We start from the raw sequence: 19,682 nt of genomic DNA on the forward strand, positions 1-19,682 counted from the left end.
CCCTACACGAAGGGCACCGCGTTGTCACGCGGTGCCCTCGATTGAAGCTCAATTGCGGTGTTTACTTCTTGGCTGCGGCCGCGACCTCAGCGGCGAAATCCGAGCTTTCACGCTCGACACCCTCGCCAAGCGCGAAGCGGATGAAGCCGGTGATCTTTGCCGGGGCACCGATCTCCTTCTCCGCTTCTTTGAGCGCCTTCTCGATCGTCAGGTCCGGATTTATGACGAAAGCCTGCTTCACGAGCACAACTTCCTCATAGAATTTGCGCAGCCGGCCCTCGACCATCTTCTCGATGATGTTTTCGGGCTTTCCGGACTGACGGGCCTGATCGGAGAAAATCTCCTTCTCACGGGCGACGGCAGCCGGATCCACCTCCGCCTCCGACAGGGCAAGCGGGTTGGTCGCGGCAACGTGCATTGCCACCTGGCGCCCGAAATTGCGGGCCGCCTCGGCGTTGCCCTCGGTCTCGATCGCAACGAGAACACCGATCTTGCCAAGGCCTTCGCTCACGGAGTTGTGCACATAGGTCGCAACCGCGCCCTTGCTGACCGAAAGCTTCGCGGAGCGGCGCAGCGCCATATTTTCGCCGATGGTTGCGATGGCATCGCGAACTGCATCCGCCACGGACTTTCCGCTGCCGGGATACGAGGCCGCGGAAACAGCCTCGACATTGCCGTCGGTTCCCAATGCGACCTGAGCAATATTGCGCACCAACTCCTGGAACGCATCGTTGCGTGCCACGAAATCGGTTTCGGAGTTGACCTCGACGGCCACGGCGCTCGTGGCATCCGCGGCAAGGCCGATAAGGCCCTCGGCCGCCGTGCGGCCGGCCTTCTTGTCCGCCTTGGAAATGCCCTTCTTGCGCAGCCAGTCGACCGCAGCCTCAAGATCGCCGCCAGTCTCAGCAAGCGCGGTCTTGCAGTCCATCATGCCTGCGCCCGTCACTTCGCGCAGTTGCTTGACCAGTGCAGCTGAAATGCTCATCGTCGCCTCTCTTTAATTCATGTGGGTCGCCATGAAAGGCGACCCGGAAAATAGGGTAGAGGGGTCTCCTACAGAAACCCTTTCTATGCTTGGCTACCCGGCTGCTCGCCTTCCGCCGTGGCTTCTGCGGAAGCAGTCTCCAGCGCAGGCTCGGAAGGCGCCGCGGCAGATTCGCCGATGTCAACTCCCAGCGAGCCCTGCTGGCGCTCGATGCCGTCAATGGCAGCCTTGGCGATCAGATCGCAATATAGCGCGATCGCACGGGCGGCATCGTCATTGCCGGGGATCGGGTAGTCGACGACATCCGGATCGCAGTTCGAATCGATAACGGCAATCACCGGAATGCCCAGCCGGCGGGCTTCCTGGACCGCGATCGCTTCCTTGTTCGTGTCGATGACGAACATCATGTCGGGCGTGGAGCCCATGTCGCGGATACCGCCAAGCGCGCGCTCGAGCTTATCGCGCTCGCGCTCCAGGTTGAGGCGCTCCTTCTTGGTGAGGCCCAGATTCTCGCTCGAAAGCATCTCGTCGAGTCGGCGCAGGCGCTGGATCGAATTGGAAATCGTCTTCCAGTTCGTCAGCATCCCGCCAAGCCAGCGCGAGTTGACGTAATACTGTGCGGAACGGCGCGCCGCATCGGCCACGATGTCTGATGCCTGGCGCTTGGTGCCGACGAAGAGCAGACGGCCCCCGCGTCCCACCGTGTCGGAAACGACCTTCAGCGCCTGGTGCAGCAGCGGCACCGTCTGGCTGAGATCGATGATGTGGATGTTGTTGCGCTCCCCGAAGATGTAGGGAGTCATTTTCGGGTTCCAGCGATGGGTCTGGTGGCCGAAGTGAACACCAGCTTCAAGCAGCTGGCGCATGCTGAAATCAGGCAGTGCCATTCTATGTCCTTTCCGGTTAGCCTCCGCGGATCCTCAGGCGGCAGTGCCGCCACCGGAGGCGTCCGCCGGATTTCTCCCGGACGGAAACCCATGATCCGCGTGTGGAATGGTCGCGCATATAGATGCATATGCGCGGCAATGCAAGCCTGAGCCCGATCAGTTCTTCTCTTCCGGCTCGCAGGGCTGCGGATCAAAGACAGTCAAATCAACAAGCTTTGCCGTCATGGAGTACTCCGCGTAACGGATGACCATGTCGCGCTGCACGCCGCCTTCATGCAGCTTGAAGCTCACATTGTAGTCGCTGGTCTCCTCACCCTTTTCTTCATCGTCTTCCGTGCCGTTGAAATAGGCCGCCGTCACCGGGCGGAACTTATCCTCCGCCAGTGATCCCAGCGCCTTTCTCTCCGGGTCGTCGCCTTCCACCGCCTTGGGATCGCCGACTACGATGGATACCTGGACGGCCTGGTCGGCGAATTCCGTTCCGTCGAAGATCGCGGTCTCGTAGAAGCGCTGGCCCGCCTGAGCCTTCTCCAAAAGCTCGCGCAATTGGGCGGTCGGGAAGAGCGTGGGCGCAAACTTCTTTTCGGTCGCCTCCGGCTGCTCGTAGGAAACGATCGTGTTGTTTGCATCGAGCTTCGCCGTTCCCCTCACCTCGCTTTCCGGCTGTTCATCCACGAAGGATTTGGTCACAAAACGCAGCGTCTTGCTGTCGCTGGATTCGAAGCTTGTCACCTGCTGATCCACGAGATTCGGCCCCTCTGCCGTCTCAAAGCGCATGACAATACGGGACTTCAGGGTGTAGCCTTCACAGTCGGAACCGGAAAATTCGAAAACCCAGCGGCCGGTCAGCCCGTCGATGTCGGTCTCGTCACTTGTTTCAAGGAGTGCCAGATCGTAGACAGCCCGATGCGGCATAAGCGGTTGGGCCGAGGCGGCGCCAATCGTGGCCGATAACGTCGAAACAAAAATTAGGGCGAGGCGCGACAGGCGCATTGGCATCTCCGTCATCGAACGGTTTCATATCGGGCTTAACAGATTACCGTGGGCCTTTGTCGTGACGAAAGATAGGCGATCATGCAAGGGCTGACACAGCGAGGGACAATAAAATGAGCGATGCGATCGACAAAAGGCTTCTGGAACTGGGCGTCGAACTGCCAAATCCCGCTGCACCCGCGGCCAACTACGTTTCATATGTCCAAACCGGCGATCTTTTGTTCATTTCAGGTCAATTGCCGATCAAGGACGGCAAACTGATGGCAATGGGCCTTTTGGGCCGGGAGCTCGGGACCGAGGCCGGCAAGCTCGCCGCCAAATGGTCCGCGGTTAACGTGCTCGCTCAGGTTCGCGCCGCATTGGGAGACCTCGAACGCATCAAGCGGATCGTGCGGATCACGATCTTCGTGGCGTCCACCCCCGACTATGTCGAGCATCATGTGGTCGCCAACGGAGCGTCGGACTTCCTCGTTGCCGCATTGGGCGATCGCGGCCGGCATGCGCGGGCGGCAATAGGCATGGCCTCCCTCCCCCTCAACGCTCCAGTTGAAATCGATGCCATCATCGAGGTGGCTCAGGACGTTTCATGAACGACCTTTCCTGGCTGACCGCGCGGCCCATCGCACATCGCGGCTTCCATGACATGAACAACGCGCGGTGGGAAAATACGCTTGCCGCTTTCGGCGCTGCGGTCGAGCGCGGCTACGCAATCGAGTGCGATGTGCAGCTGAGCAGCGACGGCTCGCCTGTCGTCTTTCACGATCACGACCTGGCGAGGCTCACCGGCGCGGAGGGCCAGGTCTGGCAACGCACGGCCGCGGAATTATGCGCCCTATCCGTGGGTGGCACCGCGGAGCGGGTTCCGGCGCTTTCAGAGATGCTGAACCATGTCAACGGCGCGGTGCCGCTCGTGATCGAACTCAAGGGCGTTCCCGGCCACGACACGGGCCTCGTGGACAGTGTTTTGAAAAGCCTGCGCGGCTATCGCGGCGAGGTGGCGCTGATGTCCTTCGATCACTGGATCATCCGGGAACTCGCGCGAAAGGCGGAAAATTTGCCGATAGGGCTTACCGCCGAGGGTGAATCCGACAGCGCGCTCGAAGCGCATTTCTCCATGCTCGGCCACCATATCTCCTTTGTCTCCTATGCGGTGGCGCATGTTCCCAATCCCTTCATCTCCTTCGTGCGCCAGCGGCTTTCCATGCCGGTCATCACCTGGACGGTGCGCAACCAGGTGGATCTGGAAAAGTCGTTCCGATATGCCGACCAGATCACTTTCGAAGGTTTTGCGCCTTGAGGATGGTGAAAGACACGGTGTCAGAGCCTATGTTCTGATGCGATGGCGACAAGACACGACAGGGATGGCGGGCAAACGACGGCGAATTTGACGATCGCAACGGGTCTCGATGCCTTCACGCGCAAGGAATGGGCAACGCTGGCCGGCACGACGCGAAGCGACAGCGACTATAATCCCTTTATTTCTCATGAATTTTTGGCCGCGCTCGAAGAGAGCGGCTGCGCCGCGCGCCGCACGGGCTGGCTCCCTCAGCATCTGCGGCTCGAAGACGCAAACGGCAGTCTTCTGGGCGTGGTGCCTTGCTATCTCAAATCCCACAGCAAGGGCGAATATGTCTTCGACTATGGCTGGGCGGACGCTTTCGAGCGCGCAGGCGGCCAATACTACCCGAAACTCCAGGTTTCCGTGCCCTTCACGCCCGTAACGGGTCCGCGCCTCCTCGCAAGCAAGGATGCCGATCCGGATGCCGTGCGCCAAGCATTGGCGGAAGGCCTCAAGACGCTGACCGACCGGCTCGGGGTCTCATCTCTCCACGTCACCTTCGCGCCCCGGAGCGAAACCGAGGTGCTGAGCCATGCCGGCTTCCTCACGCGCACCGATCAGCAGTTTCATTTCTTCAACGAAGGCTACGGTTCCTACGAGGATTTCCTGGAGGCCCTTGCGTCACGTAAGCGCAAGGCGCTGAAAAAGGAGCGGCGGACGGCGGTCGAAGCAGGCATGGAAATTGAGTGGCTCACAGGACGCGATATCACCGAGGCCGCCTGGGACGATTTCTTTGCGTTCTATATGGATACGGCCAGCCGCAAATGGGGCCGGCCCTATCTCAACCGGCTCTTCTTTTCGCTCATCGGCGAGCGGATGGCAGACGATATCCTCCTCGTCATGGCAAAGCGCGGGAGCCGCTATATCGCGGGCGCCATCAATTTCATCGGTTCGGATGCGCTCTATGGCCGCAACTGGGGTGCGATCGAGCACCATCCCTTTTTGCATTTCGAGGTCTGCTATCACCAGGCAATAGAGTTTGCCATCGCCAAAGGGCTGAAGCGCGTCGAGGCCGGGGCCCAGGGCGAACACAAACTCGCGCGCGGATATCTTCCCGTCACCACATATTCCGCCCATTACATTGCCCATCCCGGACTGCGCCGCGCAGTGGCCGATTATCTCTCCCGCGAGCGCCGCGAGGTCGAGGCCATCGGCGATTTCCTGACAGAGCATTCGCCCTATAAAAAGGGATGATGGGCGTCCACGCTAAAAAGTCGGGCTTGACCGGAACGCCGACACCTCCCAAACATCAGCGCGGCCAATCTTCGCATACGAGAGCGAGTCCAGCATGACCTATGACAACGACAATCCCTTCGCCAAGATCCTGCGCGGGGAACTGCCGGCGCAAAAGATTTACGAGGATGCCGAGACGCTCGCCTTCATGGACATCATGCCCCGCAGTCCGGGGCATTGCCTGGTCATCCCCAAGCGTCCCTCGCGCAACATTCTCGATGCGGATCCAGCGGTGCTCACCGCGCTCATCCAAACCGCCCAGAAGCTTTCCAAGGCGGTTATGACCGCCTTTCAGGCCGATGGTGTCAGGATTGCGCAGTACAACGAGCCCGCCTCCGGCCAAACCGTCTTTCATTTGCATATACACGTCATCCCCTGCTTCGCAGGCAGGAGCCTCGGTCCCGAAGGCGGGCCGATGGAAAAGCCGGACATCCTGGCTGAGAACGCACGCAAAATCCGCGAGGCGCTGGAAGCGGCTGAGGCGGAAAGCTGATCGTGGATATCCCTGTTTTGGTCATCAATCTCGACCGCTCGAAGGAACGGTGGGAGGGCTTGGCGGCTCGCGCCGCGGCGATCGATATTTTCCCCGAACGTGTTCAGGCCGTGGATGGGAATGCGATCGAGCCCTCGGAGCGGCGGGAGTTGCAGCTGCGAAAGTTCCAGCTATGGCACGGCCGAAGGCCGATGGGCGGGGAATATGGCTGCTATATGAGCCATATGCGCGCTCTTGACCGGGTGATTGCCGCAGGCTGGCCCTATGCAGTTATTCTTGAAGACGATGCCGAGTTTCTGCCGGACTTCGCGCCTCGTCTCCGGGCGCTGACGCGGCTCGATCTCAAACCGGATCTCGTGAAGCTCTATAACCACAGGACGAAGGGATTCCTAACGAAAGCGAAGACGGAGGCCGGCGACCATGTGGGTCGTTGCATCCATGGTCCGCTGGGTTCGTCCATGGGATATCTTGTTTCCGGCGAGGGTGCGGCCAAGCTTCGGGCGGGGGCACTTCCCATGTTCCTGCCGTATGATATCGCGCTGGAGCGCGGCTGGGCACATGGCCTGCGCGTCTACATCACGCGCAAACCGCTCTTAAAGCCCGCGCGCTCAGGCTCCACCATCGGCGGCTATAAGAAGACCAAATTTCCATTCTATATGCGCATCCCGACCGCTCTCTTTCGCGGCCAGGACTATTTGCGGCGGACGCTTTACGCTGTTTTCAGCTGAAAAGGCCGCCGCACGTTCCGCCAGAAGGCCTCCTTCTTGAGGTACAGAAGCAGCGATACGAGGAAGATGGCGATCAAGGCCATGTTCCGGTCCGCCAAGAGCAATCCGTGCAATGCGCCATAGGTCAGGAGCGAGGCGAAGAACAGCACCGTCGCCTCGCGAATTTCCGGCAGGCCGCTCGCCCAAAGTCTCCAACAAACTGCCAGGAAGAATCCCAGCATCACGACGAGGCCGATGATCCCGCGCACGCGCAGCTCGTCCAGAACGAAATTGTGCACATGAATATAGGGGGAAAAGGTGGCTCGCTGCTCCTGCGGGGTAGATCGTATGATTTCCCGCATGCTCGCATCGCCGCCGCTGCCGATAAGCGGATGACTGCGAATAACTTCAATCGCCTTTTGCCACAGCGTTAGTCGAATTTCGAGGCCAGTAAGGGGGGCGTCCTCTTCGCCGGGGTTCTGCATCGTGGAATCGATCTCGGCGAAGGTGTAGTCGACCCGATTGGCGATCGACCCGGCAAGTTCGTAGCCGATCGCGCCCAGCCCAAGAAAAAAGACCAGCATGACCACGGCTGCGCTTCTCAGACTCATGCGAAGCGCGCCATTCGCCAGCTGGCGACGCATCGCAAAAAGATCGAAGAGGAGGCCCAGGGCGAAGACGGGAAGCACGGATCGCGTGCCCGTCATAATCACCGCTAGGGCAGCGAGGTAAAACCAAAGCCGGGAATTGGGAAGAAACCGGGGCGGATTTCGCACCGGCATGCGCGAGAGCACGCCCACGACCACAATGACGAAGGCTGTATTGGCCGCATTGCCGCCCAGGCCGATGCGCACCAACCCTCCCACCATCTCGAACGCTCCTACAACCAGAGCGAGAATCAGGCCTGCCCTTGCGCCGAGCACGATCTGACGCAGCGGGTCCTTTATCAATACGACACCGGGAAAAAGCGTGATGCCGAGCAACAGGTAAAGGGGATAACCGATCCAGCGAATCTCCTCGGGCAAGTTGCCGTGGATCAGACCGATTACTATTGCACAGCCGGCATAGAGGCAGGCGCCCGTCGCATAGACCGGATCTATGGAACGGATCGAGCGGTGCATGCCAGTAATGAGATAAATGCCGATACCCGCAAAAAATCCGAAGAGCAGCACATCCAGCTTTACCTTCACCACGAGGCAGGCGACAGCAATGGAGAGGAGGACCGGGTCGTAGTGTCTGCGCCAGAGGAGGAAACGGAACATTATTCCTGCTTTAGGTGGCACCGTGCTTCCTTCCCTTGCCAAAAGATATATACGCCGGAATTATTTCTACTCTAAGTTGATGTCTATTCACACCGCTCGAAGTTGGTGTGGATATCATAGCGCGGCCCGCGCACAATGGGCTTTTGCATCGAGCAATCCCCTGGATGCGACACGGACCACAACTTTTTTCCGAACGTAAGGCAGGCAACAACCCAAAGCCAACGGCACGAACACCCGGCCATTGAAAAGCCGGCGCGGCAAACCATTTGCGGCGCCGCTTGCACCGGCCCTTTGCTGAAAAGAAAAATGGCGCGGGCCTGAAACCCACGCCATCATTTCTGATACAACCGCGTCAACTCTTGCGCGGCAGCTGCGGCACAAGGCTACGCTTCGGCGGCTCCGGCAGCGCCGGGGGCCGCTTCGCCGCCTTCGGCTTCGTCTTTTTAGCCGAATTCCGCTTCGCCGCGGTCTTGCGTGCCGGCGGAGATTCGCGTTTTGGCTTCACGGGCGCATCATCAGGGATCGTCTCCAGCTTCAGGCCGGTTTCACCGCCGTCCTTCGACTCCACTGTGACCTTCACCGTGCCGCCACGCCTGAGCTTGCCAAAGAGCACCTCTTCCGCCAGCGGCTTCTTGATGTGCTCCTGGATCACGCGACCGAGCGGGCGGGCGCCCATGCGTTCGTCATAGCCCCTGTCGGCCAGCCAGGCGATTGCCTCCTCGGAAAGGTCAAAGGTGACCTTCCTCTCGGCAAGCTGTGCTTCGAGCTGCATGACGAACTTTTGCACCACCTGGTGCACAACTGGCATGGGCAGGGAGCCAAAGGCAATGACGGCATCGAGCCGGTTGCGAAACTCCGGTGTGAACAGCCGGTTGATCGCCTCCATATCGTCGCCTTCACGCTTGGACGAGCCGAAGCCGATGGCCGGCTTGGCCATATCCGCCGCGCCCGCATTGGTCGTCATGATCAGGATGACGTTGCGGAAGTCGATGCGCTTGCCATTATGGTCCGTCAGCTTGCCGTGATCCATGACCTGCAAGAGAATGTTGAACAGGTCCGGATGCGCCTTCTCGATCTCGTCGAGAAGCAGCACGCAGTGCGGATGCTGATCGACACCGTCGGTCAAAAGCCCGCCCTGGTCGAAGCCGACATAGCCGGGAGGCGCGCCGATGAGCCGTGAGACCGTGTGGCGCTCCATGTATTCCGACATGTCAAAGCGCAGCAGTTCCACGCCCAGCGATGCCGCAAGCTGCTTGGCAACCTCCGTCTTGCCGACGCCCGTGGGGCCGGAGAAGAGATAGGAACCAATTGGCTTTTCGGGCTCTCGCAGGCCGGCGCGGGCAAGCTTGATCGCCGAGGCAAGCGCCTCGATGGCCTTATCCTGGCCGTAGACCACGCGCTTCAATTCGGTTTCGAGCCCCGCCAGCACTTTCTCGTCGTCGGCCGATACGGTCTTCGGCGGGATACGGGCCATGGTGGCGATGGTGGTCTCGATCTCCTTTACGGTGATCGTCTTGCGCCGCTTGGATTCGGGCAGGAGCTTCTGCGAGGCGCCGGTCTCGTCGATCACGTCGATCGCCTTGTCGGGCAGCTTGCGGTCGTTGATGTAGCGCGCCGAGAGCTCCACCGCGGCCTTCACCGCCTCGTTCGTGTACTTCACGCGATGGAAATCTTCGAAATAGGGCTTCAGCCCCTTCATGATCTCGATCGCGTCCAGCACCGTCGGCTCGTTCACGTCGATCTTTTGGAACCGGCGCACCAGCGCCCGGTCCTTCTCGAAGAACTGGCGAAACTCCTTGTAAGTCGTTGAGCCGATACAGCGGATTGCGCCCGAGGAAAGCGCCGGCTTGAGCAGGTTGGACGCATCCATCGCGCCGCCCGACGTAGCGCCGGCACCAATGACCGTATGTATCTCGTCAATGAAGAGGATGGCGCCGGGGAAATCCTCCAGTTCCTTGACGACCTGCTTCAGCCGCTCCTCGAAGTCGCCGCGATAGCGGGTGCCGGCGAGCAGTGTGCCCATATCGAGCGCGAAGATAGTAGCATCGGCAAGAACGTCGGGTACGTCGCCTTCCACGATCCGCTTTGCAAGGCCCTCCGCGATCGCGGTTTTGCCCACGCCCGGATCACCCACATAGAGCGGGTTGTTCTTGGAACGGCGGCAAAGTACCTGGATCGTGCGGCTGATTTCGCTCTCGCGGCCGATGAGCGGATCGATGCGCCCTGCCCTCGCCTTCGCGTTCAGATTGACGCAATAGGCCGAAAGCGCGTCCTGCTGCTGCTTCTTCTTGGCTCCTTCCTCCGTCTCCGCGCCGGTCGAGCCCGCCTGGTCCTCGTCGGCGCCGCGCGGCGTGCGCGCTTCGGAAGCGCCCGGACGCTTGGCGATGCCATGGCTGATATAGTTGACCGCGTCATAGCGGGTCATCTGCTGTTCCTGCAGGAAGTAAGCGGCGTGGCTCTCGCGCTCGGCGAAGATCGCAACAAGCACATTGGCCCCGGACACCTCTTCCCGGCCCGACGACTGCACATGAATTACGGCGCGCTGGATCACGCGCTGAAATCCGGCCGTCGGCTTGGAATCCTCGTCATAACCGGTGACGAGGTTGTCGAGTTCGGTATCGATGTAGTCGGTGACGGTGCGCCTCAGCTCGTCCAGATCGACATTGCACGCCCGCATCACGGCGGCCGCGTCATTATCGTCGATCAGTGCGAGCAGCAGGTGCTCGAGCGTCGCATATTCATGATGGCGCTCATTGGCATAGGTCAGCGCTTGATGTAGCGCGCGTTCCAGGCCTTGCGAGAAAGCCGGCATTCAAAACCTCATTTCTTCTCCATCACGCATTGCAGCGGATGCTGGTGCTGACGGGCAAAATCCATGACCTGGGACACCTTTGTCTCGGCCACTTCGAACGTGTATATGCCGCACTCGCCCACCCCATGATTGTGGACATGCAGCATAATCATTGTCGCCGCCTCCCGGTCTTTCTGGAAGAAACGCTCCAGAACATGAACGACGAATTCCATGGGCGTGTAATCGTCGTTCAACAGCAGCACGCGATAGAGACTCGGCTTTTTGGTCTTGGTTCTGGTACGGGTGATGACAGCCGTGCCGCGCCCTGTGCTGTTGCCTTCGTCGTCCCCACGGCTCATCCGCAAAGCGTCGCCTGGCATTTTTCTCTCGCCGATCCCAATATTCCCATGCGTTCCGTCATAGCTCCCCATGAGCTATGACATGTAGGCACCTTATTGGTGATTTTAAGCCCTTCTGGCGTGCTGACAATACGCATTGCACTCCCGCCCCGCTCAAATTTTTCACATGCAGGCCCAGCCATGATGAAGGAACGCGGGATGCGCTACGGAATGCCGCGGCTGGGCGATTGTAGTTTGGCTGGGCCACCCCAGGGCCGCACACGATCAATAGATAGGAACCCCATACGCTATTTCAAAGGCTATTGAACAATGCCGGGAGGCCACCCTTCGATTAACGATCCTCACCCAATTTAATCGCATTCAGTTGCCGCCTTGCCCCATTGTTGCCCAATCGGCGGGGGACAGCCGGAAAGGGGCATCCATAAAACAGGATTTAAAAACGCATCGAATGCGAAAAATCCCGTCAAGCGATCGCTCACCATAACGAATTGGTAACGAGGGTTACCTAGGGTCAATGAAAAGAACCTGCGGACCCCCGCTGGCCGCGGAAGGAACAATTGCTTTGATGGGTGTGGTCGTGCGACAGGCACTGGCAGAAAAACTACGTAAGGTCACCAATATCGCGGTTCTGGCGGTTGCGACGGGGGCATTTGTTCTGTCACTCGCAGCTTCGGCTGCGGCAAACCCAAAATACGCCGGTATCGTGATCGATGCGAAAACGGGGCAGGTGCTTTACGAGGACAGTGCCGACGAGCTGCGGTATCCGGCCTCGCTCACCAAGATGATGACGCTTTACCTCGTATTCGAGTCAATGGCGGCGGGCCGCATCTCCAAGAGCACGAGCATCACGTTTTCCAAGAATGCGTCCGCTGAACCGCCAACGAAGCTCGGCGTGCCGGCAGGCAAAAGCATTACCGTTGAGCAGGCTATCCTGGCGCTCATCACCCGCTCGGCCAATGACGCGGCCACGGCCATTGCGGAAAAGCTGGGCGGGTCGGAGGAAAGTTTCGCCCGGATGATGACGGCCAAGGCCCGTCAGCTTGGCATGAAATCCACCACCTTCCGCAACGCGCATGGCCTTCCCAACAACGCACAGAAAACGACGGCCCGTGACATGGCCCGGCTGGGGATCGCGCTGCGCGAGCACTACCCGCAATATTATGACTATTTCTCCACCCGCTCATTCGTGTTCTCCGGAAAGAAAATCAACGGCCACAACAATCTTCTTGGCCGCGTGAAGGGCGCAGACGGCATCAAGACCGGCTATATCAACGCTTCGGGCTTTAATCTCGTCTCCTCGGTCTCGACGGGTGGACGGCAGATCGTGGCCGTTGTGATGGGCGGCAAGACGGCGCGCAGCCGCGACGCCCATATGGTGAGTCTCATCGAGCGCTATTTGCCCAAGGCATCCACCGGTCGCGGCCAGGACCTGATTGCAAAGGGGCCAGCCATTCGCCCGACAATCACGGATACGCCCGCGATCATGGCGTCTGCTGCGGCTTTGCCGAAGCGGGCCCCTTTGCCTGCCGAGCGGCCTGACGTCGAAGTTCCCGTCAACGCCTATGCCGAGGATCCCATTCCGAGCGCCAAGGCGGCACTCGCGGAAGCCGTCGTCGAGCAGAACAACAACTCAGTCGATCCAGTGGCGACCGCGTCGACCCCTGTCTCCGGCTGGGTGATTCAGGTTGCTTCGGCCCAGACGGAAGAGGATGCGCGCCGCGTGCTGGAGAAGACGGCAGCGACCGCGTCGGGAATTCTTTCCGGGGTCAAGCCCTTCACTGAAACTTTTGAGCTCAAAGGGCGTACTTATTATCGCGCTCGCTTCGGCGGCTTCGAAAGCAAGACGGCCGCATGGGATGCCTGTGCGTCGCTGAAGCGGAAGAGCGTGGATTGTTACGCGGTGCAGAACTAGCCTTCTGCGCCGCCGTTCAAGTAATCGCGTCAGGGAACTAGCGATGATCGGACAGGAGAACGTCCCGAGCCTCGTTGATACGAGCGGCAAGAAAGGCGGAGCCTCCCATATCGGGATGCAGGCGCTGCATCAGACGGCGATGAGCCTTGCGGATTTCCGCCGCGGACGCTCCAACTTCAAGACCAAGGATCTTGTAAGCCTCCTCCTCACTCATGGGGCCAGAAGCTGGCGCGCCTCGCTGCCGTCGGTCATGGTTCGTCTGAACGCGTTCGCGCCAAACGGGAAACCTGCCGTCAAGATACGTCTCCAGTAGCTGGAGGCTTTCTTCATCCTCGGCAAGTTCGGCGTGTAAGAGCAGAAGATCGTCGAGCGGCAGCTCTCCCAGTTTGCGCCCCTCGAACCGGCCCGCAAGGACTGTTCCCTCAAGCGATCCGCTATCGTGATCGAGTTCCATTTCGAGCGCAGCCGAGCGAACGCTGGACCGCGTGCCGGCCGATCGCTTTCTGCGTTGGCTCAGCCTGACAGTTCCCAGCCAGGCGGCCGCGAGCGACAGAAGGGTTCCGCCGACCCCTGCCCTGCCCGCAAGCATCAGTGCCAATCCGCAAAGCGCTACCAATGTCGGCCCCGCCAATCTTACCGCGGCGGCGATTGCCGCCGGGCTCGCGCGCGAAAAGGCATAGGCGGCGAACGCGAGCACAACTAAAAGGCCGATAAGAAAGAGCGGAGAGGTCATTTCTTGCCGCTTAGATGCTCGATCATCATCCGGTCTTCTGGCCGCCCCCTCGCCTCCAGGGCGGGTAGGCCACCGGTGGCGTAGACCGCCACCGCTCCGAGAAGCTTGGCCAATACGTCGCCGGCGTTTCGATCGAAGCGGAACCAGGCCCCCTTGGAGAGCCTTGCAATTTCCTTGAAAGCGCCGGTGGCCGAGGGGTCGCGGCCTTCCTGGAAAACGAACACCGGTACACTTTTCAAGCCGAGTTCGCCGGCACGCTGGGAGAGCAGGTCCACATCCTCCTCCATCGCATCACCGATGAAAACGAGAGCATTCACCTTGCCACGCGCGTTTTCCTTCAAAGCATGAGCAAGAATCTTGCCGATCTGCGTGCGCCCGCCGCGGCAATCGATCCGCGCCATCAGCTTTTTGAGCGCTTCCGTGTCGGTTACGAACCTGGATGCGGCGCATTCCCCGAACCCGCGGTAATAGACAAGCTGCACGTTCAGCGCACCAGCCTTGCCGACGGCGTCGAACATCTCAGCCTGAATCTCGCAGGCGAGGTCCCAGGTGGGTTGGCGGCTCATGGTGGCATCGAGCGCAAGAATGAGGCGCCCGTTTCCTTTTCCAATTGTTGCCAGCGCCCGCGCCTGGCGCACAAAGGCTTCAATCGCGCTGTTCTCGGAGCGCGGCTTCGAGACCTCCGCTTTCCTCCCGGTCTCCATCGGCGGCTTTCTGTCGCTCATGGGGAAAAGATGTGCTTTCGCGGTCCTCGAGGCAAGGCCTACAACAATCCGAGCTCCGTCAGCTCGCGGCGCAGGTGGTCCGGCAGGTCGCCCGTACCGGAGCCGGCGGTCAAATCGGCGGGCGCGTCCTCAGGCTTCAGGTAGCGCCAGCCCTGGAACGGGCGGCGCGGCTGCCATTCCGTGCGCACGACGACGGGCTCCAGCACAAGCCGGCAGCGCTGAATGCCCTCGCCGTCCACAAAAGGGCGGATGTCGAGAAGCCGCTGACGGCACTGCACCATGCCCTTGATCACCCAATAGAGCGATCCGCCCGTGATCTCATCCGTCTGCTTCGGCACCATGCGGGTGACATGATACTGCTCTTCAGGCTCTCCGCGGCGCAGCTTTTCCTCAAGCCGCTCGGCGATCCACTCTTCGAGATCTTCCGGGCTTTCGCAACCAACGCACAATTTTATGAGATAAAGGGCCATGGCCGCACCATCGGGAATATCAGAGGCAAGGTCAACGCGGCCCCGCCCTTTCCACAGGCGGTCAGCATTCTACTACATTGACCGCAAGCCCGCCGAGACTTGTTTCCTTATAGCGCTCGTTCATATCGAGCCCCGTCTGGCGCATGGTCTCGACCGCGGCGTCCAGCGATACGAAATGCTGGCCGTCGCCTTTGATGGCCAGAGATGCCGCCGTAACAGCCTTGACCGCACCCAGCGCATTACGCTCGATGCAGGGCACTTGCACGAGACCGGCCACCGGGTCGCAGGTCATGCCAAGATGGTGTTCCAACGCGATCTCGGCCGCGTTTTCCACTTGCTCGGGCGTGCCGCCCATGACCGCGGCCAGCCCCGCCGCCGCCATGGCCGAGGCGGAGCCCACTTCCCCCTGGCAGCCCACCTCCGCGCCGGAAATCGACGCATTGAATTTGATGAGTCCGCCAATCGCCGCGGCAGTGAGCAGGAAATCGCGAATGCCGTTCCTGTCTGCCTCGGGATGGAACCGCAGCCAGTAGCGCATCACCGCCGGCACGACGCCCGCCGCGCCGTTGGTGGGAGCGGTGACGACCCTTCCGCCCGCCGCGTTCTCTTCATTGACGGCCATGGCATAAACGGAAAGCCAGTCATTGGCGGCAAGGGGGTTGGGCCTGTTCTGCCGCCATTCCTCTTCCAGCTTGCGGTGCAGTTCACGCGCGCGGCGGCGCACTTTCAGCCCGCCCGGCATGATGCCTTCCTGCGTCAGCCCGCGCTCGATGCAGCCATGCATGGCGTCCCAAATGCGATCGAGGCCCGCGTCAAGTTCCTGAGCGCTTCTGTGAGCCAGCTCGTTGGCACGCTTCATCTCGGCGATCGAGAGGCCGCTTGAGGCGGCCATCTCCAGCATCTGGCGGGCATTGGTAAAGGGATAGGGGACGCTGCTATCCGCGCCCGGCCTCTTCTCGGCCTTCAGCGCTTCAAGCTCCTCCTGCGAGACTACGAACCCGCCGCCCACGGAGTAATAGACGCGTCGCAAAAGCAGCCGATCATCCGCATCGAAAGCGCTGAACGCCATTCCATTCGCATGGCCGGGCAGAGGCGCCTTCCTGTCAAAGACGAGATCCGTCTCGGGGTCGAAGCGGTATTCGGGATGTCCGGCGGGCGAAAGCCGCTTTGTGCTGCCGATTTGTTCCAGAATGGAATCCGCCTGGTCCGGGTCCACCGTCGTCGGTGTGAAACCTTGCAGCCCAAGGATCGCGGCGCGGTCGGTAGCGTGTCCCACACCCGTGAATGCGAGCGAGCCGTGCAGGCTGACGGACAGCCGATTGACTTGCACGCCCGCCGGCCGCGGCCACTCCCCTTCCGCGATTTCGCGCAGAAAGCGCTCTGCGGCTACCATCGGCCCCATCGTATGTGAACTCGACGGACCGATGCCGATCTTGAAAAGATCGAAGACTGAAAGGAACATGGCGGACTCCAGCGAGCCTGTTTGCTCATCGCACGAACAAGGCGGATATGCCTATGCCGGCATGGCAACGCAAGGTCCAAAAGAAAACGGGGCGCAGGCCAGACGCCGCGCCCCGTTTTCTAATCGTTCGCTGGATTTAGCTCGCGGCCATCATGGCGACTCCGTCGCCCCCAACAAAAAGCCAGGCCAGAAGGATGATGCCGGCTAGACCGACGACCGCCTTGGCGGTCACGCCCCAGCACGATTTCTGAACGGGTTCGTCCATAGATTTTCCGTGTTCTTGTTACGCGTGGCGAGCCCTCGTCCCCGTCGCCACAGCGGCCGAAATACTCCCAAGCTTGCTGCAACGCAATAACAAAAGCGGCAGGAGCTTGGCACCAGACGGCTGTACATGATCAAAATATAATCGCGATCGCTGGGAATTCAACAGCTTATACAACAAATGCGGTTAGTGACTTTTCAACAATGAAGGCTGAAATGTGGCAGGATCTAAGGCGCTCTTGTTGGCAGAATGCTGTCGCTCCGCCCGACCATCCTATAGGCAAGCAGGCCTACCCATTCCCGAATGCCGATGCTGGTGTTGCGCAGCGAATCGAGCACGTTGTCATCCGTCAGCCCCGGTTTCTCGCGACCGGTGGTTTTGTAGTCTGCCGGCCATGGCAGGATGGGAAAGCCCGCTTGCCGGAAAGCGCCCACCGCGCGAGGCATATGGAAGGCAGAAGTGACCAGCAGCCATGTCTCATCAGGGCCGGGTTCGGCCATGGACATGGAAAACCTTGCGTTTTCGAACGTGTCCCGCGACCGGTTATCGAGTTCGATGCGCTCGGGCGCCACGCCCAGGGCGGTCAACAGCCGAGGCGCGGTGTCCGCGTCTCCCTCTCCGGGCAGGAAGACCGATCCGGAACCGCCGGAAACGATAAGCCGCGCCTCGGGATATCGCCGCGCGAGAATGGCTGCCTCGACAAAGCGATCACCGCTGTCGTTAAGCTCATAGCCGCCACGCGCAAGGTTGACCGCGCCTTCGAAGCCGCCGCCCAGAACGATGATCCCGTCCACATGCTGCGGCGCCGGGTCGGGACGTGCGAACCTGCTCTCCAATGGATGGAGAAGCATTGCGCCGAAGGTGGTCCAGCCGGCCAGAGCGACAACAAGAAAAGCGAAGACGCCGAAGGTGATTGAAAGCTTCCGCCAGCGAAAAATCGCGGCGATAAGCGCTGCCGCGATCAGCAGGCCCACAAGATTGAACGGTTGCACCAACGCCCAAAAAATGGCGGAGGCCAGGTGGAACATATTTCGCCCTCAAGCCGAATCACGAAGATCGTGCTCGAGAGTACGCCCCAGCGTCACCTCGGGCGCAATTACCACCAGCGCTTCGGCTCGAATTTACCCGCGGCCTGCTCGATTATGTGAGCCGTGCGGAACAGCGTCTCCTCGTCGAAGGCGCGGCCAATGAGCTGAAGTCCGAGCGGCAGGCCCCTGGAATCGAGCCCCGCCGGTACGGCGATGCCTGGCAGGCCCGCCATGTTCACCGTCACGGTGAAAATGTCGTTCAGGTACATCTTCACAGGATCCGCGTTCATTTCCTGGTCGGCAATGCCGAACGCCGCCGAAGGGGTCGCCGGTGTGAGGATCGCATCAACGCCCGCCTCGAAGGCCTGCTCAAAATCGCGCTTGATCAGCGTGCGCACCCTCTGCGCGCGCAGGTAATAGGCATCGTAATAACCGGCAGACAGCACATAGGTGCCGATCATGATGCGCCGCTTGACCTCGCGACCGAAGCCCGCCGCCCGCGAATTCTCGTACATCTCGGTGATGTCGCGGCCAGGCACCCGCAGCCCGTAACGCACGCCGTCATAGCGCGCCAGGTTTGACGAAGCCTCCGCCGGCGCGACGATATAATAGGCCGGCAGCGCGTATTTCGTGTGCGGCAGAGAGATATCGACGATCTCGGCGCCGGCATCGCGCATCCACTCGATTCCTTTATGCCAAAGCGCCTCGATCTCGGCCGGCATGCCTTCGACCCGGTACTCCTTCGGAATGCCGATCTTCAGCCCTTTCACCGACTGGCCGATCGCGGCCTCGTAATCCGGCACGGGGATGTCGATCGACGTCGTATCCTTGGGATCGACCGAGGCCATGGACTTCAGAAGGATTGCCGCGTCCCGCACATCGCGCGCGATCGGCCCCGCCTGATCCAGCGAGGATGCGAAGGCGACGATCCCCCACCGCGAGCAGCGCCCATAAGTGGGCTTTATGCCCACCGTCGCGGTGAAGGCCGCCGGTTGCCGGATCGACCCGCCCGTATCGGTCGCGGTGGCTCCCGCGCAAAGCCAGGCCGCAACCGCCGCGGCCGAGCCGCCCGAAGAGCCGCCGGGCACGAGATCCTTGTTGCCGCCTTCCTCGCGCCAAGGGTTTACCACCGGGCCGTAGTAAGAAGTCTCGTTGGAGGAGCCCATGGCGAACTCGTCCATGTTGAGCTTGCCGAGCATCACTGCGCCATCGGCCCAGAGATTGGTCGTGACAGTCGATTCGTAACGGGGCTTGAACGCATCGAGAATGTGGCTGCAGGCCTGGGTGTGCACGCCTTCCGTGGCGAAAAGGTCCTTGATTCCGAGAGGCACGCCTTCAAGCGGCCGCGCGCCGCCCTGCATGAGGCGCATGTCCGAAGCCTTGGCCATCTCCCGCGCCTTGTCCGCCGTCACCGTGATATAGGCGTTCAGCTTCTCATTCGCCGTTTGGATTGCCGAAAGATACGCCTCCGTCAATTCCAGCGCCGTGAACTCCTTGTCGGCCAGTTTGGCTCGGATTTCCGAAATGGTGAGTTTCGTAAGCTCGGTCATATTCTTCCGTTCAGGCAGCCGCGGATTGTGCGGAGAGGTTTTTTTCGTAAAAGACGGACCATTGAGAGTCAGGATAATCGAGCACGGGGCAGCAGCGGGTGAAGCCCGCGCGCTCGTAGATCGCCCAGGCGGCCGGATGCCGATCCCCGGTCTCCAGAACCAGCTTGGCGAAGCCTTCCTCGCGCGCCAGAGCTTCGATCTGTTGCTCGACCATGCCGCCGATGCCGCGCCCGCGGTGAGAAAGCCTCGTATACATGCGCTTGACCTCGGCGATGCCGCCCGGGTGCCGGTGCAGTGCGCCGCAGGCCACCGCCTGGCCCTCGTCCCGCACCACAAACAGCGTCGTCGCAGGCCCGGTCATCTGCTCCACTGTCATATGGAAGCAGAATTCGGCTGGCGTCAGCGCGAGCAAGGTTTCGTTCAATTCCTCGATCAGCGCCCGCACATCGTCCTGCAACGGCGTCTCAGCCGTTATGGTCAATGCCATCCGG

Annotated in this window: 20 protein-coding genes; 6 read left to right on the forward strand and 14 right to left on the reverse strand. The window is 60.8% G+C overall.

All coding sequences use genetic code 11. From position 1 onward, the window contains the following. Positions 1-61: 61 nt before the first annotated feature. From tsf to GNP00_RS00790, 3 genes are all read right to left on the reverse strand, one after another. The gene (gene tsf, locus GNP00_RS00780) at positions 62-985 is read right to left on the reverse strand and encodes a translation elongation factor Ts (RefSeq protein ID WP_011580721.1); all 924 of its coding nucleotides are present in this window, start codon (positions 983-985) and stop codon (positions 62-64) included. A gap of 83 nt (positions 986-1,068) precedes the next feature. After that, positions 1,069-1,872: a 30S ribosomal protein S2 gene (rpsB, locus tag GNP00_RS00785; RefSeq protein WP_011580720.1), complete on the reverse strand. Its 804-nt coding sequence runs from the start codon at positions 1,870-1,872 to the stop codon at positions 1,069-1,071. A 156-nt stretch (positions 1,873-2,028) separates the two neighbouring features. Next, positions 2,029-2,880: a cell envelope integrity EipB family protein gene (locus tag GNP00_RS00790; protein WP_246259326.1), complete on the reverse strand. Its 852-nt coding sequence runs from the start codon at positions 2,878-2,880 to the stop codon at positions 2,029-2,031. 98 nt (positions 2,881-2,978) lie between these two features. On the opposite strand from GNP00_RS00790, the gene GNP00_RS00795 reads away from it, so the two are divergent. The 5 genes from GNP00_RS00795 (at position 2,979) to GNP00_RS00815 (ending at position 6,658) form a co-directional block, all read left to right on the forward strand. Continuing rightward, positions 2,979-3,455: a RidA family protein gene (locus GNP00_RS00795; RefSeq protein ID WP_011580718.1), complete on the forward strand. Its 477-nt coding sequence runs from the start codon at positions 2,979-2,981 to the stop codon at positions 3,453-3,455. Further along, positions 3,452-4,162 carry a glycerophosphodiester phosphodiesterase gene (locus tag GNP00_RS00800; RefSeq protein ID WP_011580717.1) on the forward strand — a complete coding sequence of 237 codons (711 nt, stop codon included), beginning with the start codon at positions 3,452-3,454 and terminating at the stop codon, positions 4,160-4,162. The genes GNP00_RS00795 and GNP00_RS00800 overlap by 4 nt, the downstream gene beginning before the upstream one ends. 42 nt (positions 4,163-4,204) lie before the next feature. Then, a complete protein-coding gene (locus tag GNP00_RS00805) occupies positions 4,205-5,398 on the forward strand; it encodes a GNAT family N-acetyltransferase (RefSeq protein ID WP_011580716.1) in 1,194 nt (397 codons plus the stop codon). A gap of 94 nt (positions 5,399-5,492) precedes the next feature. Next, on the forward strand, positions 5,493-5,930 hold the full coding sequence (locus GNP00_RS00810) for an HIT family protein (RefSeq protein WP_011580715.1): 438 nt from the start codon (positions 5,493-5,495) through the stop codon (positions 5,928-5,930). Positions 5,931-5,932: 2 nt separating this feature from the next. Next, the gene (locus GNP00_RS00815; RefSeq protein WP_011580714.1) at positions 5,933-6,658 is read left to right on the forward strand and encodes a glycosyltransferase family 25 protein; all 726 of its coding nucleotides are present in this window, start codon (positions 5,933-5,935) and stop codon (positions 6,656-6,658) included. Here the strand turns inward: GNP00_RS00815 and GNP00_RS00820 are convergent. From GNP00_RS00820 to clpS, 3 genes are all read right to left on the reverse strand, one after another. Next, positions 6,640-7,899, reverse strand: a complete 1,260-nt coding sequence (locus tag GNP00_RS00820; RefSeq protein WP_041544654.1) for an O-antigen ligase family protein — start codon at positions 7,897-7,899, stop codon at positions 6,640-6,642. The genes GNP00_RS00815 and GNP00_RS00820 overlap by 19 nt on opposite strands. A gap of 352 nt (positions 7,900-8,251) precedes the next feature. Continuing rightward, positions 8,252-10,711 (reverse strand): ATP-dependent Clp protease ATP-binding subunit ClpA, encoded by a 2,460-nt coding sequence (clpA, locus tag GNP00_RS00825; protein ID WP_011580712.1) that lies wholly within the window; start codon positions 10,709-10,711, stop codon positions 8,252-8,254. Positions 10,712-10,719: 8 nt separating this feature from the next. Continuing rightward, positions 10,720-11,049 carry an ATP-dependent Clp protease adapter ClpS gene (gene clpS, locus GNP00_RS00830; RefSeq protein ID WP_041545276.1) on the reverse strand — a complete coding sequence of 110 codons (330 nt, stop codon included), beginning with the start codon at positions 11,047-11,049 and terminating at the stop codon, positions 10,720-10,722. A 565-nt stretch (positions 11,050-11,614) separates the two neighbouring features. Between clpS and GNP00_RS00835 the strand changes: the two genes are divergently transcribed. Continuing rightward, on the forward strand, positions 11,615-12,961 hold the full coding sequence (locus GNP00_RS00835; protein ID WP_157038050.1) for a D-alanyl-D-alanine carboxypeptidase family protein: 1,347 nt from the start codon (positions 11,615-11,617) through the stop codon (positions 12,959-12,961). Between the two features lie 37 nt (positions 12,962-12,998). On the opposite strand, the gene GNP00_RS00840 is transcribed toward GNP00_RS00835, so the two are convergent. From GNP00_RS00840 to GNP00_RS00870, 8 genes are all read right to left on the reverse strand, one after another. Then, positions 12,999-13,694 (reverse strand): DnaJ domain-containing protein, encoded by a 696-nt coding sequence (locus GNP00_RS00840; protein ID WP_011580709.1) that lies wholly within the window; start codon positions 13,692-13,694, stop codon positions 12,999-13,001. After that, entirely contained in the window at positions 13,691-14,419 is a 729-nt protein-coding gene (locus GNP00_RS00845) for a hypothetical protein (RefSeq protein ID WP_011580708.1), read from the reverse strand. The genes GNP00_RS00840 and GNP00_RS00845 overlap by 4 nt, the downstream gene beginning before the upstream one ends. A gap of 38 nt (positions 14,420-14,457) precedes the next feature. After that, a complete protein-coding gene (locus tag GNP00_RS00850; protein WP_011580707.1) occupies positions 14,458-14,889 on the reverse strand; it encodes a DUF1489 family protein in 432 nt (143 codons plus the stop codon). Between the two features lie 61 nt (positions 14,890-14,950). Then, a complete protein-coding gene (locus tag GNP00_RS00855; protein WP_011580706.1) occupies positions 14,951-16,351 on the reverse strand; it encodes an L-serine ammonia-lyase in 1,401 nt (466 codons plus the stop codon). A gap of 136 nt (positions 16,352-16,487) precedes the next feature. Beyond that, positions 16,488-16,616 carry a hypothetical protein gene (locus tag GNP00_RS23535; protein WP_281352143.1) on the reverse strand — a complete coding sequence of 43 codons (129 nt, stop codon included), beginning with the start codon at positions 16,614-16,616 and terminating at the stop codon, positions 16,488-16,490. A gap of 224 nt (positions 16,617-16,840) precedes the next feature. Further along, a complete protein-coding gene (locus GNP00_RS00860) occupies positions 16,841-17,641 on the reverse strand; it encodes a YdcF family protein (RefSeq protein WP_011580705.1) in 801 nt (266 codons plus the stop codon). A 68-nt stretch (positions 17,642-17,709) separates the two neighbouring features. Next, on the reverse strand, positions 17,710-19,191 hold the full coding sequence (gatA, locus tag GNP00_RS00865; RefSeq protein ID WP_011580704.1) for an Asp-tRNA(Asn)/Glu-tRNA(Gln) amidotransferase subunit GatA: 1,482 nt from the start codon (positions 19,189-19,191) through the stop codon (positions 17,710-17,712). Between the two features lie 10 nt (positions 19,192-19,201). Beyond that, the gene (locus GNP00_RS00870; RefSeq protein ID WP_011580703.1) at positions 19,202-19,678 is read right to left on the reverse strand and encodes a GNAT family N-acetyltransferase; all 477 of its coding nucleotides are present in this window, start codon (positions 19,676-19,678) and stop codon (positions 19,202-19,204) included. Positions 19,679-19,682 lie beyond the last annotated feature (4 nt).

Origin of the sequence: Chelativorans multitrophicus (assembly GCF_011317445.1) — a bacterium.
GTDB lineage: Bacteria > Pseudomonadota > Alphaproteobacteria > Rhizobiales > Rhizobiaceae > Chelativorans > Chelativorans multitrophicus.

What these genes read in the sequence shown, in the direction of transcription:
- GNP00_RS00805 (WP_011580716.1), top strand. Translation starts at nt 4,205, where the DNA reads ATGGCGACAAGACACGACAGGGATGGCGGGCAAACGACGGCGAATTTG.
- GNP00_RS00790 (WP_246259326.1), bottom strand. Translation starts at nt 2,880, where the DNA reads ATGACGGAGATGCCAATGCGCCTGTCGCGCCTCGCCCTAATTTTTGTT.
- tsf (WP_011580721.1), bottom strand. Translation starts at nt 985, where the DNA reads ATGAGCATTTCAGCTGCACTGGTCAAGCAACTGCGCGAAGTGACGGGC.
- GNP00_RS00810 (WP_011580715.1), top strand. Translation starts at nt 5,493, where the DNA reads ATGACCTATGACAACGACAATCCCTTCGCCAAGATCCTGCGCGGGGAA.
- GNP00_RS23535 (WP_281352143.1), bottom strand. Translation starts at nt 16,616, where the DNA reads ATGGACGAACCCGTTCAGAAATCGTGCTGGGGCGTGACCGCCAAGGCG.
- GNP00_RS00870 (WP_011580703.1), bottom strand. Translation starts at nt 19,678, where the DNA reads ATGGCATTGACCATAACGGCTGAGACGCCGTTGCAGGACGATGTGCGG.
- GNP00_RS00800 (WP_011580717.1), top strand. Translation starts at nt 3,452, where the DNA reads ATGAACGACCTTTCCTGGCTGACCGCGCGGCCCATCGCACATCGCGGC.
- GNP00_RS00820 (WP_041544654.1), bottom strand. Translation starts at nt 7,899, where the DNA reads ATGTTCCGTTTCCTCCTCTGGCGCAGACACTACGACCCGGTCCTCCTC.
- GNP00_RS00855 (WP_011580706.1), bottom strand. Translation starts at nt 16,351, where the DNA reads ATGTTCCTTTCAGTCTTCGATCTTTTCAAGATCGGCATCGGTCCGTCG.
- gatA (WP_011580704.1), bottom strand. Translation starts at nt 19,191, where the DNA reads ATGACCGAGCTTACGAAACTCACCATTTCGGAAATCCGAGCCAAACTG.
- GNP00_RS00840 (WP_011580709.1), bottom strand. Translation starts at nt 13,694, where the DNA reads ATGACCTCTCCGCTCTTTCTTATCGGCCTTTTAGTTGTGCTCGCGTTC.
- GNP00_RS00860 (WP_011580705.1), bottom strand. Translation starts at nt 17,641, where the DNA reads ATGTTCCACCTGGCCTCCGCCATTTTTTGGGCGTTGGTGCAACCGTTC.
- clpS (WP_041545276.1), bottom strand. Translation starts at nt 11,049, where the DNA reads ATGAGCCGTGGGGACGACGAAGGCAACAGCACAGGGCGCGGCACGGCT.
- GNP00_RS00850 (WP_011580707.1), bottom strand. Translation starts at nt 14,889, where the DNA reads ATGGCCCTTTATCTCATAAAATTGTGCGTTGGTTGCGAAAGCCCGGAA.
- clpA (WP_011580712.1), bottom strand. Translation starts at nt 10,711, where the DNA reads ATGCCGGCTTTCTCGCAAGGCCTGGAACGCGCGCTACATCAAGCGCTG.
- GNP00_RS00835 (WP_157038050.1), top strand. Translation starts at nt 11,615, where the DNA reads ATGGGTGTGGTCGTGCGACAGGCACTGGCAGAAAAACTACGTAAGGTC.
- rpsB (WP_011580720.1), bottom strand. Translation starts at nt 1,872, where the DNA reads ATGGCACTGCCTGATTTCAGCATGCGCCAGCTGCTTGAAGCTGGTGTT.
- GNP00_RS00795 (WP_011580718.1), top strand. Translation starts at nt 2,979, where the DNA reads ATGAGCGATGCGATCGACAAAAGGCTTCTGGAACTGGGCGTCGAACTG.
- GNP00_RS00845 (WP_011580708.1), bottom strand. Translation starts at nt 14,419, where the DNA reads ATGAGCGACAGAAAGCCGCCGATGGAGACCGGGAGGAAAGCGGAGGTC.